Origin of the sequence: Parvibaculum sp. (genome assembly GCF_049651025.1) — a bacterium.
Classification (GTDB): domain Bacteria; phylum Pseudomonadota; class Alphaproteobacteria; order Parvibaculales; family Parvibaculaceae; genus Parvibaculum.
Genome location: NZ_JBASBH010000057.1, coordinates 1 through 15036 on the forward strand (window position 1 = coordinate 1; position 15036 = coordinate 15036).

Genomic DNA, 15036 nt, shown 5'->3' on the forward strand with positions numbered 1-15036 from the left:
CGCTGAAGGCGCGCGATCCGAAGGGACGCAATGTCGTGCTGATCGTCGACTCCGTGAGCGGCAAGATATTGAACGAAATTCGTTGATCGCAACGAGTGGACAGGAAAGGCCCCGCTGATGCGGGGCCTTTTTTCATGGCCAGATGAGCGTTGCGTGATTTTCTTCGTCGATGTCGATGCGCGGCATTGCGCCGAGGCTCAGGCCGCGCCCATCGGATGACAGACCGGTCGCAACATCAAAACGATAGCCGTGCCAGGGGCAGGTGATGCAACCATCTGCGTCCGGCACGACCTGATCAAGCGGCGCCATCATATGCGGGCAACGGGCCGGATAGGCGTGAAGCGTGCCGCGCAGGCCGATGATGCGCAGCGTCATTCCGTCGATGTCGAGGGTGAGCGGCAAGGTGCGGCGCAAGGCATCGAGCGGGCCGAGCGGAACGGGGTCGCGGGCGACCTGTCCGCGCCTGTCGAGCGCCTGCTGGCGGGCGATCATCATCGCCTCATCCTCGTCCCACAGCTTTGTATAAAGGCGGATCAGGCCTTTGCCTGCCTTGGCTGCTTGCTCCTGCGCGAGATGGGGCAGGTGAAACTCGACATCGACGCGCGTCTTGCGCGGTTCAAGTTCGGTAAAGCGCGTCCAGATTTCGACGCCGGGCAGCGGGCCTTCCAGCGTGCGCGAAACATAGCGGAGATTGCCTGCGTCGATTGCAAGCTCGATCACGGTTTCCTGATTTGCGGCGGCACCCGTACCTCTGGTCACGGCACGCCAGCCCCAGTCGCCCTCATCGTCGAGGCGGCAAGCGGAAAAGCTGTCGGCATGCAGCCAGGGGAGATGCTCCCAGTCGCGCACATTTTCCCATGCGCGGGCGAGGCTTGCCGCGATGTCGCGGCTATAGCTTGCGGCGATGCGCATCGGCAGGCCGTTTGGATTGAACTCTGTGGCGCGGTGCTGGCGGGGTGGCATGATCAGGGGCGCATGGTTGTCATGTAGGGGCCAAGCGCAACATTGCGGCGCGGTTCGATCCAGTCGAGCCAGTCGCAAAGCCTTGGCCGCGTTTCGCGCGGGTCGATCAGCTCATGCACCGAGAAGCCTTCCGCGCGTGGAAAAGGCGACTGTCCGGCTGCGAGTTTTTCTTCCAATTCCTTGCGTAGCGCTTCAGGGTCCGGCGCTGCCGCTATCTCGCGCGCGAAGGCAATGGCGACGCCGCCTTCGACGGGGAGCGCGCCTGTCGCGGCGCTCGGCCATGACAGAATGAAGCCGCCGGGCCCGAAATGGGCGGCGCCGGCAACGCCGAAGACCTTGTGCACGATGATGGAGGCCCAGGGCACACGGCTCTGCATGACGGCGGCGATGGCGGCGGTGCCGTGACGGATGGTCGCCGCTTTTTCCGATGCGGAGCCGATCATGAAGCCGGGCTCGTCGACAAAGGAAATGACGGGCAGGTGGAAGGTGTTGCAGAAGTCCACAAAGCGGCGAAGTTTTTGCGCGGCATCCGCCGTCATCGCGCCCGCATAGAACATGCAATCATTCGCTATGACGCCGACGCTGGTGCCGTTCAACCGCGCAAGGCCGGTGATGAGCGAAGGGCCGAAGCGTTTCGTCATTTCGAAGAAGCTGCCTTCATCCATGACGGATTTGACGATCTTGCGCATCGCGAATGGTTTGCGCCGGTCCCTGGGCACAATGGACAGAAGCGCCTCGTCCATGCGGTCGCGATTGTCCGTGGGCGTCACGCTGGGTGGAAGCTGCCAGACATTGTCAGGCACATAGGAAAGGAAGCGCGCAATATCGGCGAGCGCCTCGTCCTCGCTTGCCGCTACATTGTCGATGACGCCGCTCCTTGCATGCACATCGGCGCCGCCGAGTTCTTCTTTCGTCAGCTTTTCGCCAAGCGCGCGTTCAACGACTTTCGGCCCTGCGATCAGCACCTGCGCGCTTTCGACCATCACCGAGAAATGGGAGGCGACGAGGCGCGCGGCGGGAAGGCCGGCGACGGGGCCCATTGCGGCGGTCGCCACCGGGACTTCGCCCAGCACTTGCGTCACCGAGAGGAAGCGCGGCGTCGAGAAGACCGGATCGCCGAGAGGGCGTGCGGATTTCTTGCCGCCTGCGCCCGCGACGCTGCCGCCGCCGCCTTCATGCAGCCGCACCAGCGGAACTTTGTATTGGAGCGCCAGATCTTCGGCATAGACGCTTTTGCGCAAGCCCGCCGGATTGGGGGAGCCGCCCTTCAGCGTGAAATCCTCGCCGCCGATGGCGATGCGGCGTCCAGCGAGTGTGGCAAAGCCCAGCACGTAATTGGCGGGTTCGAAGTCGATGAGGTTGCCGTCCTCGTCGAAATGGGGAACGCCTGCGCCCTGGCCGAGTTCGCGGAAGCTCGATGCATCGGTCAGGCGTTCGATGCGCTTGCGGATCGTCAGCCGGCCTTTCTCATGCTGACGGCGGACAGCCTCCTCGCCGCCCTGACGCAGGGCAAGCGTGTGCCGCCGTTTGATTTCGTCCGCTTCCTTTTCCCAGCTCATGCTCTTCCGGCTTTCAATTCCGTTTTACAGACCCTAAAGGAAATGCGTCTGCTCGCCAAAGGGGCAGGCAAACCCGTTGAGCGGTGGCGCTCAAGGTGGTGATATGGGGCCGGACAGAGAGAGCGAAATCATGACGACAATTGCCGAGGCCCAGAAGGCCGCTGCCGAGATTACAGAATTCCTGCGCAACGCCATGCCTGCGGATGCATCGCTCGGTGCGCGCCTCAAGTTCGTTTATCCCGGCGCGGGGGTCGTCATGGTGGATGGGACCAAAGTGCCCAATGAAATCCACAATCGCGACGAAGTGGCCGATTGCACCGTGCAGATCGATCCTTTGCTGCATCTTCAGATGCTGCATCTGGAACTGGATCAGGGTATTGCCTTTCGTCAGGGCAAGATGCGGATTTCGGGGGATGTCGCGGTTGCGGTTCGGCTCGGGCCGCTGGTTCTCAAGACAACCAATCAGGGGCGATCTTGAACGCCGATGCTCTGAGCGCTCCTGTCGTTCTCGTTCCTGAAAATCCCCTGCCGACCGGCGGCGAGGCGCGATGGATCACGACGAGTGATGGCGTTCGGTTGCGCGCAATCGTCTGGACGCCGCAAGCGGCGGGGCTTGCGATGGTTCGTGGCACCGTCTTTGTCTTTGGCGGGCGGACGGAGTTTGCGGAGAAATATGGCGAGGTGGTCGGCGAGCTTCTGGCGCGCGGTTTTGCGGTCGCGACGGTCGACTGGCGTGGGCAGGGCCTGTCCGACAGGTCGCTTGCCGATCCGCGCAAGGGGCATGTGCGCGATTTTGCCGAGTTTGACCGCGATATTTCCGCCTTCATGGGTGAGGTCGCGCCGCTCTTGCCCAAGCCCTGGATTGCGCTCGCTCATTCGATGGGCGGGCAAATCCTCACGCGGGCGGCTCATGACCATCCCGAATGGTTTTCGGCCTGCGTATTTTCCGCGCCCATGCTCGGCTTGCGGCTCGGGAGCGTGTTTGCCGCGACGCTGGCCCGCGTCGTCGCCTATTCGGCAACCGTCCTCGGTTTCGGTTCAAGCTATTTGCCGGGCGGCAGCGCGAAGGCGGCGGACGAGGTTCCGTTTGGCCAGAACATCCTGACGCATGATGAGCGGCGCTATGGCGTCTATCAGGCGCTGATCCGCAAGGCGCCACAGCTTGGCCTCGGCGCGTCGACATTTGGCTGGCTTGCGGCGGCGCTTCGTTCGGTCAGGAAAACGAGGTCGGCCACATATCTCGCTGCCATAAAGACGCCGGTGCTGATCGCGCTTGCCGAGCAAGACGGGCTGATCGACCGGGCGGCGCTTCATTTCGCCGCCGATCATTTGCCCAATGGAGAACTGGTCGTCATTGACGGCGCATATCACGAAATTCTGATCGAGACGGATGCGCGCCGCGCGAAATTCTGGGCTGCTTTCGACGAGTTCATAAATCGTCGCGTGTTTGCTTCAGACGGCTTTTGAAAGCCGCTCAAGCGCTGCCGCGTGAAGCTCCGGCGTTGCCGCCGCGATCACATTGCCGCCCATTTGCGGATCGCCGCCTGTCCAGCTTGTGACGATGCCGCCTGCATTTTCGATGATCGGGATCAGCGCCTGAATGTCATAGGGCTGCAGCGAGGATTCGATCACGAGATCGAGCGTGCCTGCTGCTAGCAGCGCGTAGAAATAGCAATCCCCGCCGAAGCGGCGCAGACGCACTTGCGCGCTGATTTCGCGAAAGGCTGCGCGTTCAGCGTCGATCTTGAACATCCCCGGATCGGTGTTTCCGAGCAATGCCTCTTCGAGCTTCGTGCAGGTGCTTGTCTTCAGCCGCACGGTGCCGCGCGGGCCGACAAGTTCCGAGCTGCCGGGGCGGCCGACGAAGCGTTCGCCGATATAGGGCTGATCCATGACGCCGATGACGGGCCGCGTTCCGTCGTTCAGGGCGATCAGGGTTCCCCAGAGCGGAACGCCGGAAATGAAGGAGCGCGTTCCGTCGATCGGGTCGATGACCCAGTGAAGCGCGCTCGTGCCCGCCTCGCGCCCATGCTCTTCACCGAATATGCCATGCGAGGGATAATGCTTGCCGATCAGTGTACGGATGGCTTGTTCAGCGTCGCGGTCCGCCGCCGTCACCGGATCGAAGGCATAATCGCCGTGCTTGTTGTCGACGGCGAGGCCCGAGCGGAAATGCGGAAGGGTCACTTCCGCCGCCGCATCGGCGAGTGTCAGGGCAAAGGTTGAAAGCTCGTCGATATCGGCGGGCGTCAGCATAGAAACCTCTCTGGAATTGGCCGCATCATGGAGCGGGTGTGCTGCCTAGTCCAGCCTGTAGACGCGCTTTGCCGTGTCGTGGAACATCGCGGCCTTTTCATCGGCGTTGAAGTCCTTTGCGATTTTCTTGAAGGCGTTCCAGAGCACCGGATAGGAGACGGAGAGCTTGTCCACCGGGAAGTTGCTTTCGAACATGCAGCGATCAGGGCCGAAAGCGTCGATGGTGTGCAGGTAATAGTCTTGCGTCGCTGCGACCAGCTCGTCGGAGGAGGGCGGCTTGTCGCGCTTGTGCCAGTCGAAGCCGTTCACCGCCATATTGATGCCGCCGATCTTGGCGACGACGTTCGGACATTCGGACAGATCGACGATGTCCTTCATCCATTGCGCGAAAATCTCGCTGCGCTTGCCCTCATGCGGTCCGATGCCGAGCGGGCCGCCGAAATGGTCGAGGATGATCGTCGTTTCGGGGAAAGCGCGGGCAAGCGCCGTCAGTTCGGGAATCTGGTGGTGGAAGAGCCATGCGTCGAAGCTCAGCCCATAATTGCTGAGCTTGGCAAAGCCTTCGCGGAACTTCGCCTGGCCAAAGAGAAATTTGGGCGGGTTTGTATGTGCAGGGCGCACCGCGTCGCTGTCGTCAAAAGCGGAGGCGTGGCGGATTCCGCGAAAGCGGTCGGGTGCCGCACTGATATGGGCTTCGAGAACGTCCTCGACTGCCGCCCCGAGCGCGAGATCGGCAAAGCCGACAATGCCCTTGCAGGCGCGCATCTCGCCATAAAGGCCGCTCGCCGATTGCGCGGCGATGCCGTTCACGAATTCCGTTTCGCCGACCGGCTTCAGATGCTCCGGTCCTTCGGCGCGATACATGGCCGTGCATTCGACGAAGACGGTGGCGCGGATATTGTGGCCTGAGCCCGTATCCGCGTTCAGCTCATCCAGCATGTAGCGCGAGCCGGGAAAATCCCACAGATGATGGTGCGGATCGATGATCGGCAGGCCGGGATCGATGATTTCCTCTTGCACCTGCGCCAGCCATTTCTCGTTCGTCGCCATGACGTCTCTCCCCAATAATTTTGGAGAGAGTGGCATTGCTGGGATGGAGTGACAACCGCGAGAAAAAGGAATGGCCGCGACGAGCGCGGCCATGACTTGGTGTTGTGAGAAGCAAGCGCGTTTAGCCGGCGCGTGCGAAGCGCTTGCGCTCGTTCGGATCGAGATAGCGCTTGCGAAGGCGGATCGACTTCGGCGTCACCTCGACCAGCTCGTCGGATTCGATATAGGCGATGGCCTGTTCGAGCGTCAGCGGGCGGGGCGGCGTCAGGCGCACGGCTTCGTCTTTCGACGTTGTGCGAATGTTCGTCAGCTGCTTTGCCCTCAGCGGATTGACTTCAAGATCGTCGGGGCGCGCATTCTCGCCGATGATCATGCCGCGATAGACCCGGTCGCCGGGGCTGATGAAGAGCGTGCCGCGTTCTTCGATGTACCAGAGGCCGTAGGGCACGGCATCGCCGTCTGCCGTCGAGATCAGCACGCCGTTGCGGCGGCCTTCGACATCGCCGCGGAACGGCTCGTATGCCTTGAAGAGGCGGTTCATCACGCCTGTGCCGCGCGTATCGGTCAGGAATTCACCGTGATAGCCGATAAGGCCGCGCGACGGGCAATGGAAGATGATGCGCGTCTTGCCGGCGCCGGTGGGGCGCATGTCGACGAGTTCGCCTTTGCGTTGCGCCATTTTTTCGATGACGACGCCGGAGAATTCATCGTCGACGTCGATGGTCGCTTCTTCGATCGGCTCGAGGCGGTGGCCGTTTTCGTCTTCACGGAACAGCACGCGCGGACGCGAGATGCCAAGCTCGAAGCCGTCACGGCGCATGGTTTCGATGAGCACGCCGAGCTGCAATTCGCCACGGCCCGCAACATCGAATGCGTCGCCGCCTTCGCTGTCGGTCACGCGGATTGCGACGTTGCTTTCAGCTTCGCGCATCAGGCGGTCGCGGATGACGCGCGACTGCACCTTGGTGCCTTCGCGGCCCGCGAGCGGGCTGTCATTGATCGAGATGGTGATCGAAAGCGTCGGCGGATCGATCGGGAGCGCCTTGAGCGGTTCGGTCACGGATGTATCGCAGATCGTGTCGGCGACGGTGCCCTGCACAAGACCGGCGATGGAGATGATGTCGCCTGCATGCGCCTCTTCGACGGGGATGCGCTGAATGCCGCGGAAGGCGAGAACGCGCGTGACGCGGCCTTTTTCAACCACGCCTTCGTCCTTGCGCAGCACCTGCACGGGCATATTCGTCTTGGCTGTACCCTTGACGATCTTGCCGGTCAGAATGCGGCCGAGATAGGGATCGCTCTCGATCGTCGTCACGAGCATGGCGAAAGGCTCGTCCTTGGAGCCGTCATTCAGCGCTTCAGGCTCGGGGAAGTGCGAGATGATCTTGGAGAACAAAGCCTTCAGGCCGTGTTCCTTGGCATCGGGAGCGGAGAGGTCTTCCGTCGCCCAGCCCTGTCGGGCGGCGGCGAAGATGACCGGGAAGTCGAGCTGTTCATCGGTCGCGCCGAGCGCGGCGAAGAGGTCGAAGGCTTCGATATGGACTTCATCAGGGCGGCCGTCGGGACGGTCCACCTTGTTGATGAGAACGATGGGCTTCAGGCCCAGCGCCAGCGCCTTGGAGGTGACGAACTTCGTCTGGGGCATCGGGCCTTCAGCCGAATCGACCAGCAGCACCACGCCGTCGACCATCGAGAGAATGCGCTCCACCTCGCCGCCGAAGTCGGCGTGGCCAGGTGTATCGATGATGTTGATGCGCGTATGGACGCCGTTTTCGTCAACCCAGTCGACGCTGGTGGGCTTTGCCAGAATGGTGATGCCGCGTTCACGCTCAAGATCGCCTGAGTCCATAACGCGTTCCGCAACCTGCTGGTTTTCTCGGAATGTGCCGGACTGGCGCAGAAGCTGGTCGACGAGGGTCGTCTTCCCATGGTCAACGTGGGCAATGATCGCGATATTACGAAGGGACATTATTTTCCGCCGGGGTCATGTTGGCCAGCAGCGGCACGGGGTATCGCGCGCGAGGGCGGCCTGATATTGGCGCGTTATATATCGGAGAGTGGGCTTGCCACAAGGCTTTCATGTAGATAGGCCCGCGGAAGGTTAATCCCTCCGCGGGCCTGATTTGCGCCGGGTTTGCCTATTTTTTGATCGCTTCGGTCGAAATCGCGATTGTGACCTCGTCGCCAATGGCCGGGACATAGGTCGTTATGCCGAAGTCTGAGCGCTTGAGCTTGCCGAGTGCGGAGAAGCCCGCGACCTGCTTTGACTTGTCCATCGGGCTCGGTCCGGCCTTGTTGAGCTTGACGAAAAGCCCCACGGGCCGGGTCACGCCATGCAGCGTGAGGTCGCCGGTGACGGTTGCCGTGTCCTTGCCTGTGACCTCAACCTTGGTCGATTTGAACGTCATGGTCGGGTAGTTCGCGACGTCGAAGAAGTCCTTGGCCTTCAGGTGTTCGTCGCGCTTTTCACTCGCTGTATCGAGGCTTGCGACGTCGATGGTCACGTCGATCTTGCTCGCCTCAGGCTTTTTCTCGTCCAGCGTCAGCGTGCCCGAGACGTTCTTGAAGACGCCATAGGTCTCAGAGAAGCCCAGATGACTGACAGTGAAGCCGACATGGGTGTGGGACGCGTCGATCTCGTATTCGTCTGCGTGAGCGAACGAGGAGAGCGCGAGTGCCGCTGTGGCTGCGAGCGCGAAGACGATTGATTTCATGAGGGCCCTCCTTAGGCGCATTGAATGTCGCCTAGTTGATGACAGTTCTCAGCGCGACTCAAGCAGGGCGTCGTCGGCCAGCGCGAGATTGGAAAGGAACTGCTGCGCGCAGGCTTGCCACGAGAAGCGAAGCGCGAATTGGCGGGCATCGCCGCGCGGCGTGCGTATAGAGAGAAGGCATGCGGCCTTCAGGTCCTCGTCCAGTGCGGCAACAGGCTCTGTGCCTATGACATCGAGAGGCCCTTGCACCGGATAGGCGGCGACCGGCGTGCCCGATGCGAGCGCTTCGATCAGCACGAGGCCGAATGTGTCGGTGCGGCTGGGAAAGACGAAGCAGTCGGCGGCGGCATAGGCTTTTGCGAGATCCTCGCCGAACAGCGCGCCGGTGAAGTGCGCTTGCGGGTGGCGCCTGCGCAAATGCTCGAGGCGCGGGCCTTCGCCGACGATCATTTTCGTGCCCGGAAGTTCCGTTTGAAGAAAGGCGTCGATGTTTTTTTCGACTGCGACACGGCCCACATAGAGATAGACCGGGCGTTCAAGGCCGAGATAATGCTCGCCCTGCAATTCGGGGCGAGGCCGAAAAAGCTCTGTGTCGACACCGCGCGACCAGATTGAAGGCCGTCCGAAGCCGCGTTCTTCCAGTTCCTTCTGGAGAGAGGTGGTCGCCACCATGATCGTTGCTGCGGGCGCGTGGAACCAGCGCAGAAATGTATAGCTCCAGCGCAGCGGGAAGCCGATGCGCGCATGCAGATATTCGCCGAAACGCGTGTGGAACGATGTGGAGAAGGCAAGGCCGCGTTTGACGCAATAGTTGCGCGCCGCAAGGCCGAGCGGTCCCTCCGTCGCGATATGGATCGCATGCGGATTTGCCGCTTCGATCATTCGCGCAATGCGACGACCCGGAAAGAGGGCGAGGCGGATTTCGGGGTAGCTCGGCATAGGGAGCGTGGAGAACTGATCGGGCGTGATCGAGGTCACCTCGTGGCCCATTGCGGTCAGGTGGCGCTTCAACTCGCCAAGCGTTCTGACGACGCCGTTGACCTGCGGGGGTGCCGCATCGGAGACAACGACGATCCGCAGGTGCTGACCGACCTGGCCGTGTGCGGGCTTTGCAAGCCGATAGGCCTCGCGCGTGAGCCTCATGCAGCGTTCAACACATTGGGTGCGTCGTGCCCGATGCGAGCATTGCCGGCATCTTCCGCCACTTCCCAGGAGAAGCGCTGCCAGGTCAGTATGCTCAGTGCGCCTTGATCGTCTTCGGCAAGTGCCGTGCAGCTTTCGACCCAGTCGCCGTCATTGCAGTAGAGAATGCCATCTATGTCACGCATTTCGGCATGGTGGATATGGCCGCAGATGACACCATCGACGCCGCGTTCGCGCGCCTCGCGGGCGAGCGCCACCTCGTAGCTCGATATGAATTCGACCGCGTTCTTGACCCGGTGTTTCAGCCAGGATGAGAGCGACCAGTAGGGCATGCCAAAGGCGCGGCGTATCTCATGCAGCCAGTTATTGAGCGACAGCGCCAGTTCATAGGCACGGTCGCCGAGATGGGCGAGCCATTTGGCATATTTGACGACGCCGTCGAACTGATCGCCGTGAATGACCAGAAAGCGCCGTCCGTCCGCGGTTTCGTGGATCGCATCGGCGAGCACATCGACGCCGCCGAAATTGAGGCCGATATAGTCGCGCAGCGCTTCATCGTGGTTGCCGGGCACGTAGATGACATTCGCGCCTTTGCGGGCCTTGCGCAGCAATTCCTGTACGACGGCATTATGCGATGCCGACCAGTACCAGGAGCGTTTCAGCCGCCATCCATCGACTATGTCGCCGACGAGGTAGATGGTTTCGGCCTCATTGTGGCGCAGGAAATCCAGCAGAAGCTCGGCCTTGCAGCCGGGCGTGCCCAGATGCGTGTCGGAGATGAAGAGGGTGCGGTGGCGCTTGCGATTTTTCGGCCGCGGGCCGGTCAGGCGTTCGTCAAGGATGCTGCGCCTTGAGCGGCGGCCCTTGTTCTGCTTGCCGGGGACGCGGGCGTCCTGCGGCGGCGCGAAAGGTTGGATGGCCCTTGCCGAGCCGATTCGATCCAGTGTCGTTTCGAGTGTCGTCATGTCCTCAACGATCATTCGTTTACGGATCAAGATCGCTCGCCGCTCGCCAGTCAGATCGTTTGCCGCTATAAGCGGTGGCGCCTGATCTTCTGCCCGTCATATAAGGGGCGTGCGGACAAGCTTTCGTGACGATCTGATGACGTTTTAAAGACACCTGCATCCAGGGGCATTTCGTGGCATTGCGCCAATCCATCCATATCATTCTCAATCCGGTTGCGGGCGCCCGGCGTCCGGGGCTTCTGCATGCCGTTGTCGAGCGATTGCGACGCGCAGGTGTGGCGGTCACGATCGAGGAAACGGCGGGGCCGGGCGATGCGACGTCGCTCGCGCGGCGGGCTGCCGAACAGGGCGATGCGGATGTGATCGTCGCGGCGGGCGGCGATGGCACGATCAACGAGGTCGCGCGGGGGCTTCTCGGTCAAGGGGTGCCGCTCGGCATCATTCCGCTCGGCACGGCCAATGTGCTTGCGATCGAGCTTGGCTTGCGTCCGCGCGCGGGCGACATAGCCGATATGCTGCTGACCGGTCCAGCGCATCTCATCGGCACGGGTCTCGTCGAGGGGCGCATATTTCTGATGATGGTCGGCATCGGTTTTGACGGTGTGGTCGTTCACGCGATCAATCCCCGCCTGAAGAAATTCTGGGGCAAGGGAGCTTTCGTCTGGGCAGGCTTCAAGGAGTGGCTGCGCGGGCCGGGGCGCGATATCCATCTCGTCGTCGATGGCCGCGAAAAGCGCGCGGCATGGGCCGTTGCCGTCAACGGGCGTTATTTCGCCGGGCCTTATGTGCTGTCCCCGTCCGGCGATATTTCACAGCCGGGGCTGACGCTTTTTCTGTTTCGCAATGGCAGCCGGTTTGCGCTCATACGCTATCTGATCGCGCTCGGGCTTGGCCGTGTCGAAAAGCTTTCCGATGTCGATGTGCTGCCCGCCCGCCATATCAGGCTCGTCTCGCCCGTTGACCTTGAAGTCGAGGTCGATGGCGATGCGCGCGGGGGTCTGCCGCAGGTGATCGAGCAGGGAACGCAGATTCTGCGCCTTGTCGTGCCGACAGGCTCGAAGATTTAACCTCGGTATCTGGCTGGTTCAGAAGCTCGGCGATGCGTCCGCGAGAACGGTCGGTGCCGAGCGGGGCGCTTCGAGCACATGCGGTGCGCGGCGCTGCGATGCGTGGCCGGAAGGCGCGAACTCATCATCGGCGATGGAAAGGCGCAGGCCGACAGTTGCAACGGCCGCCTCGCGCACATTGCTGATCTCTCCGCCGTCGATGACCATGGGGGCAGGCCGGGGCGTTTCCGCCGCGACGATGGCCACCGTTTCAACGAGCGTTTCGCGCAAGGGGGCATCGGCCGACGCGACGGCTTCGGCTTTCAGCTTGCGGGCGAGGTCGGCGATGCGGGTGTGCTCATCGACCCAGATGCCGATGACGCGGGCGAAGTAAGGCTGATTGCGTGTTTTCGACTGCGAATGATAGGCCGCAATGGCGTCCGGCCAGGATTGCGTGCGGCCATGCAGACTTTTCAGAAAGCTTGCGCCATAGGTCACGTTGGTCACGGGGTCGAATGCGTCATCGAGATCGGCAAAGGCGTCGGGGTGGTAGCGCAGATTGACCTGCATGCAGCCCACATCGATGCTGCGGACGCCTTCTTTCAGCAGCCGGTGGGTCGCGGCAATCGCGTCTGCCTTGCTCTTGAAATAGAAGGATTGGCCTTCGGCATTGATCGTCCAGGGCCAGGGGCGCGTCTTGCGGGCTTCGGGGTTGAAGCGGCCCGATTCGGCCATGGCGACCGAGAATAGAAGGGCGCGGGGCATCTTGTGCTCGACTTCGATCTGCACCGTCGCGCGCTCGCAAAACGCCCATGGCGACGGCTTTGCGTCCGCGCTGCTGGCCCGGCTTGTCCGCGGCTGCGACTGGGCCTGCGCAAATGTGGGCGCAATGGCGAGCGCCAGGCCCATCGCTACGGCGACAGACCATATGGCAGGCAATCTCACTGCAATTTGCCCAGATTTCACGTTCGCCCGCTTCTGCATTCAACGCCCCAATGGCACCTGCCAATAGTGGCGGGGCCGAGCGCGGCCAGTTCTTGAGGCCGAGCGTCCCTATTTTGCACGGGGGGTCTTAACGAAGCTTTGATTGTGCGACTGTCCGGCGGATTGCGAATAAGGCGCGGGTGCGACAATTTTGCTGCGGCGCACCTTAAATCCAAATCACGAAAAACCATTGTATTATATGGAGTTGTGGGTTTCGTGCGGCTCGCAGTCACTCAAGAATTTTCGGTGATCTACTTGTTTTTTGTGCAACGCAATGTATCTTGTGCATTGCGACATCGGTTGAGTTTCTCCCAATGTCGTAGCCCTTCTTGGGCGTTTCCTCCCTAAACTTGGGCCCCGGTTCGCCGGGGCCCCTTTTTTTCTAAAATAGCCCGAAGGGGCCGTCTAGAAGGCAGCGCCGCGGGCGCGGCCGGGCAGGCCGGTCCAGTCCAGTTTGCCCAGTTCTGCCGCAAAAGCCGACATGTCGGCTTGCATGCGCTTCAGGCCGGGACCTCGCTCGAGCCTGGCCTCGTCCATATAGAGCGCTCTGTTGATCTCGATCTGCAGCGCATGGAGGCCGCGATTGGGCCGCCCGTAATGCTCGGTGTTGAAACCGCCCGCATAGGGGTTGTTGCGCGTGGTGCGGTAGCCGAGGCGCTTCAGAATATGTTCCGCTTCTTCTGTGATCTCGCCTGCGCAGGCTGTGCCATAGCGGTCGCCCAGCACGATGTCGGGCCGGTCCGCGCCGCGATCGTCATCCGTGGGACCGCCAACCGATGGCATGGAGTGGCAGTCGATCAGCACCGCCCAGCCGAAGGCGCGATGCGTCTCTTCCAGCAGGCCGCGCAAGGTTTCGTGGAAAGGCATGTAGAGATGGCGAATGCGGCGCTCTGCTTCGGCATAGGCCAGCGGCTCGCGATAGATTTCGGTCGAATCGGCAACGACGCGGGCGATTGTTCCGAGGCCGCCTGCGACGCGCAGCGAGCGCGTATTCACGTGAGGCGGCAGCGGGTCGGCGAACATGGCCGGGTCGAGTTCATAGGGTTCGCGATTCGCGTCGAGATAGGCGCGGGGGAAGCGCGCATGGATGAGCGGTGCGCCCAGCGCGACGACGCCGCCGAAAATCTCCTCGACGAAACTGTCTTCCGAACGGCGCAGGGTCACGGGGTCGAGATTGGACGCCGTGACGAAAGAATCCGGATAAAGCCGCCCGCTATGGGGCGAGGAGAAGACGAAAGGCAGCTTGACGCTTGTGGGCCGTTCGACGGTTATCGGCCGCTTAAACAGCGCCTCTTCGTCAATTGCGGCCGCTTTTGCGGCGTCGTTCGATCGATGGCGAGGGATAAGGTCCATGGGGGAAGGAGTACCACCGAAAAGCCGCTGAAAACATCCGCGCGGATCGACGAAAGATGATGCGCCGGGCGCTTGATGTGAAGCCTAACACGGCGGCAAAGCGCTTGCGACACGTGGACGGCGATCACAATTCGCATATCGGGCATGAAAAATGCCGCTTTCACGCCCTGTTTACCCGCGCTGCCTAGAGTGGCGACCGGGATGCTTCCGGGCCACAGGCCTCATGGAAGCAAGGTGGTATTTGAGAATGGGCTAGGTTGATGGCACGCATTCTACTTGCGGAAGACGATGAATCCATGCGCCGGTTTCTGGCGAAGGCGCTGGAAAATGCCGGGCATGATGTCGAATCCTTCGGGCGTGGAGATCTCGCTCATACGAAGCTCAAGAACGATGTCTTCGATATTTTGCTGACCGACATCGTCATGCCGGAAATGGACGGGATCGAGCTTGCCCGTCGCGCTGCCGAACTCGATCCGACGATGAAAATCATGTTCATCACCGGCTTTGCTGCCGTCGCCCTGAGCCCTGAAAGCCAGGCTCCCAAGGATGCCAAGGTTCTCTCCAAACCCTTTCATCTTCGCGATCTGGTGGCCGAAGTCGAGCGGCTGATGGCGGCCTGACGGGCCCTTCCGGGCAGAGCTTCCGGCATTCGAATTATCTTGGTCACGGCCATCTTGTTTTTAGGCGGCAACCCCGTTATACGGACTGCCTCTGGCCGGGAATGAGGACGCAAGCTCAACATCTCCAGTCACCGCAACGGCAATGGGCGTGTAGCTCAGCGGGAGAGCACTTCGTTGACATCGAAGGGGTCACAGGTTCAATCCCTGTCACGCCCACCATTGCCAAAATCGGCCCCACTGCCAAACGCAGATCGTCCGTTGGGCGCTGTCATGCAGCGCAGCAGGCGAGACAGGTTCCGGCCGATCCCCGCATATTTCATCGATGAAGCAGAAGCCGGAATGACGTTTCCGGCTGTTTTGTATTGTCAGCCGCAGACCCCGAG

Annotated in this window: 14 protein-coding genes and 1 tRNA gene; 5 read left to right on the top strand and 10 right to left on the bottom strand. The window is 61.7% G+C overall.

The features are described 5' to 3' along the window. Nucleotides 1-132 precede the first annotated feature (132 nt). Together WA943_RS07160 and WA943_RS07165 are read right to left on the bottom strand one after the other, a co-directional pair. Nucleotides 133-963, bottom strand: a complete 831-nt coding sequence (locus WA943_RS07160) for a Rieske 2Fe-2S domain-containing protein (RefSeq protein WP_424469175.1) — start codon at nt 961-963, stop codon at nt 133-135. Nucleotides 964-965: 2 nt separating this feature from the next. Beyond that, nucleotides 966-2522 (bottom strand): acyl-CoA carboxylase subunit beta, encoded by a 1557-nt coding sequence (locus WA943_RS07165; protein WP_424469176.1) that lies wholly within the window; start codon nt 2520-2522, stop codon nt 966-968. A gap of 130 nt (nt 2523-2652) precedes the next feature. On the opposite strand from WA943_RS07165, the gene WA943_RS07170 reads away from it, so the two are divergent. Together WA943_RS07170 and WA943_RS07175 are read left to right on the top strand one after the other, a co-directional pair. Then, nucleotides 2653-3000: an SCP2 sterol-binding domain-containing protein gene (locus tag WA943_RS07170; protein ID WP_424469177.1), complete on the top strand. Its 348-nt coding sequence runs from the start codon at nt 2653-2655 to the stop codon at nt 2998-3000. After that, nucleotides 2997-3989 carry an alpha/beta fold hydrolase gene (locus WA943_RS07175; RefSeq protein ID WP_424469178.1) on the top strand — a complete coding sequence of 331 codons (993 nt, stop codon included), beginning with the start codon at nt 2997-2999 and terminating at the stop codon, nt 3987-3989. Before WA943_RS07170 ends, WA943_RS07175 begins: the two co-directional genes overlap by 4 nt. Here the strand turns inward: WA943_RS07175 and hisN are convergent. The 6 genes from hisN to WA943_RS07205 all read right to left on the bottom strand — a co-directional run bounded on the left by hisN (nt 3975) and on the right by WA943_RS07205 (nt 10680). Next, the gene (gene hisN, locus WA943_RS07180; RefSeq protein ID WP_424469179.1) at nt 3975-4778 is read right to left on the bottom strand and encodes a histidinol-phosphatase; all 804 of its coding nucleotides are present in this window, start codon (nt 4776-4778) and stop codon (nt 3975-3977) included. The genes WA943_RS07175 and hisN overlap by 15 nt on opposite strands. 45 nt (nt 4779-4823) lie before the next feature. Then, nucleotides 4824-5828 (bottom strand): amidohydrolase family protein, encoded by a 1005-nt coding sequence (locus tag WA943_RS07185; RefSeq protein WP_424469180.1) that lies wholly within the window; start codon nt 5826-5828, stop codon nt 4824-4826. 121 nt (nt 5829-5949) lie between these two features. Next, entirely contained in the window at nt 5950-7797 is a 1848-nt protein-coding gene (gene typA, locus WA943_RS07190) for a translational GTPase TypA (RefSeq protein ID WP_424469181.1), read from the bottom strand. Nucleotides 7798-7966: 169 nt separating this feature from the next. After that, entirely contained in the window at nt 7967-8542 is a 576-nt protein-coding gene (locus tag WA943_RS07195) for a YceI family protein (protein WP_424469182.1), read from the bottom strand. A gap of 48 nt (nt 8543-8590) precedes the next feature. Then, nucleotides 8591-9685, bottom strand: a complete 1095-nt coding sequence (locus WA943_RS07200; protein WP_424469183.1) for a glycosyltransferase family 4 protein — start codon at nt 9683-9685, stop codon at nt 8591-8593. After that, complete coding sequence (locus WA943_RS07205; protein WP_424469184.1) at nt 9682-10680, bottom strand: UDP-2,3-diacylglucosamine diphosphatase; 999 nt, start codon at nt 10678-10680, stop codon at nt 9682-9684. Before WA943_RS07205 ends, WA943_RS07200 begins: the two co-directional genes overlap by 4 nt. A 143-nt stretch (nt 10681-10823) precedes the next feature. Between WA943_RS07205 and WA943_RS07210 the strand changes: the two genes are divergently transcribed. Further along, nucleotides 10824-11717 (top strand): diacylglycerol/lipid kinase family protein, encoded by an 894-nt coding sequence (locus WA943_RS07210; RefSeq protein ID WP_424469185.1) that lies wholly within the window; start codon nt 10824-10826, stop codon nt 11715-11717. Between the two features lie 18 nt (nt 11718-11735). On the opposite strand, the gene WA943_RS07215 is transcribed toward WA943_RS07210, so the two are convergent. Together WA943_RS07215 and WA943_RS07220 are read right to left on the bottom strand one after the other, a co-directional pair. Next, nucleotides 11736-12662, bottom strand: coding sequence for a transglycosylase SLT domain-containing protein (locus WA943_RS07215; protein ID WP_424469186.1), 927 nt, complete (start codon nt 12660-12662; stop codon nt 11736-11738). Nucleotides 12663-13085: 423 nt separating this feature from the next. Then, nucleotides 13086-14033 (bottom strand): N-formylglutamate amidohydrolase, encoded by a 948-nt coding sequence (locus WA943_RS07220; protein WP_424469187.1) that lies wholly within the window; start codon nt 14031-14033, stop codon nt 13086-13088. Between the two features lie 260 nt (nt 14034-14293). Between WA943_RS07220 and cpdR the strand changes: the two genes are divergently transcribed. Both cpdR and WA943_RS07230 read left to right on the top strand, forming a co-directional pair. Beyond that, the gene (gene cpdR / locus WA943_RS07225) at nt 14294-14653 is read left to right on the top strand and encodes a cell cycle two-component system response regulator CpdR (RefSeq protein WP_424469188.1); all 360 of its coding nucleotides are present in this window, start codon (nt 14294-14296) and stop codon (nt 14651-14653) included. 144 nt (nt 14654-14797) lie between these two features. Next, nucleotides 14798-14872, top strand: a tRNA-Val gene (locus tag WA943_RS07230). Nucleotides 14873-15036 lie beyond the last annotated feature (164 nt).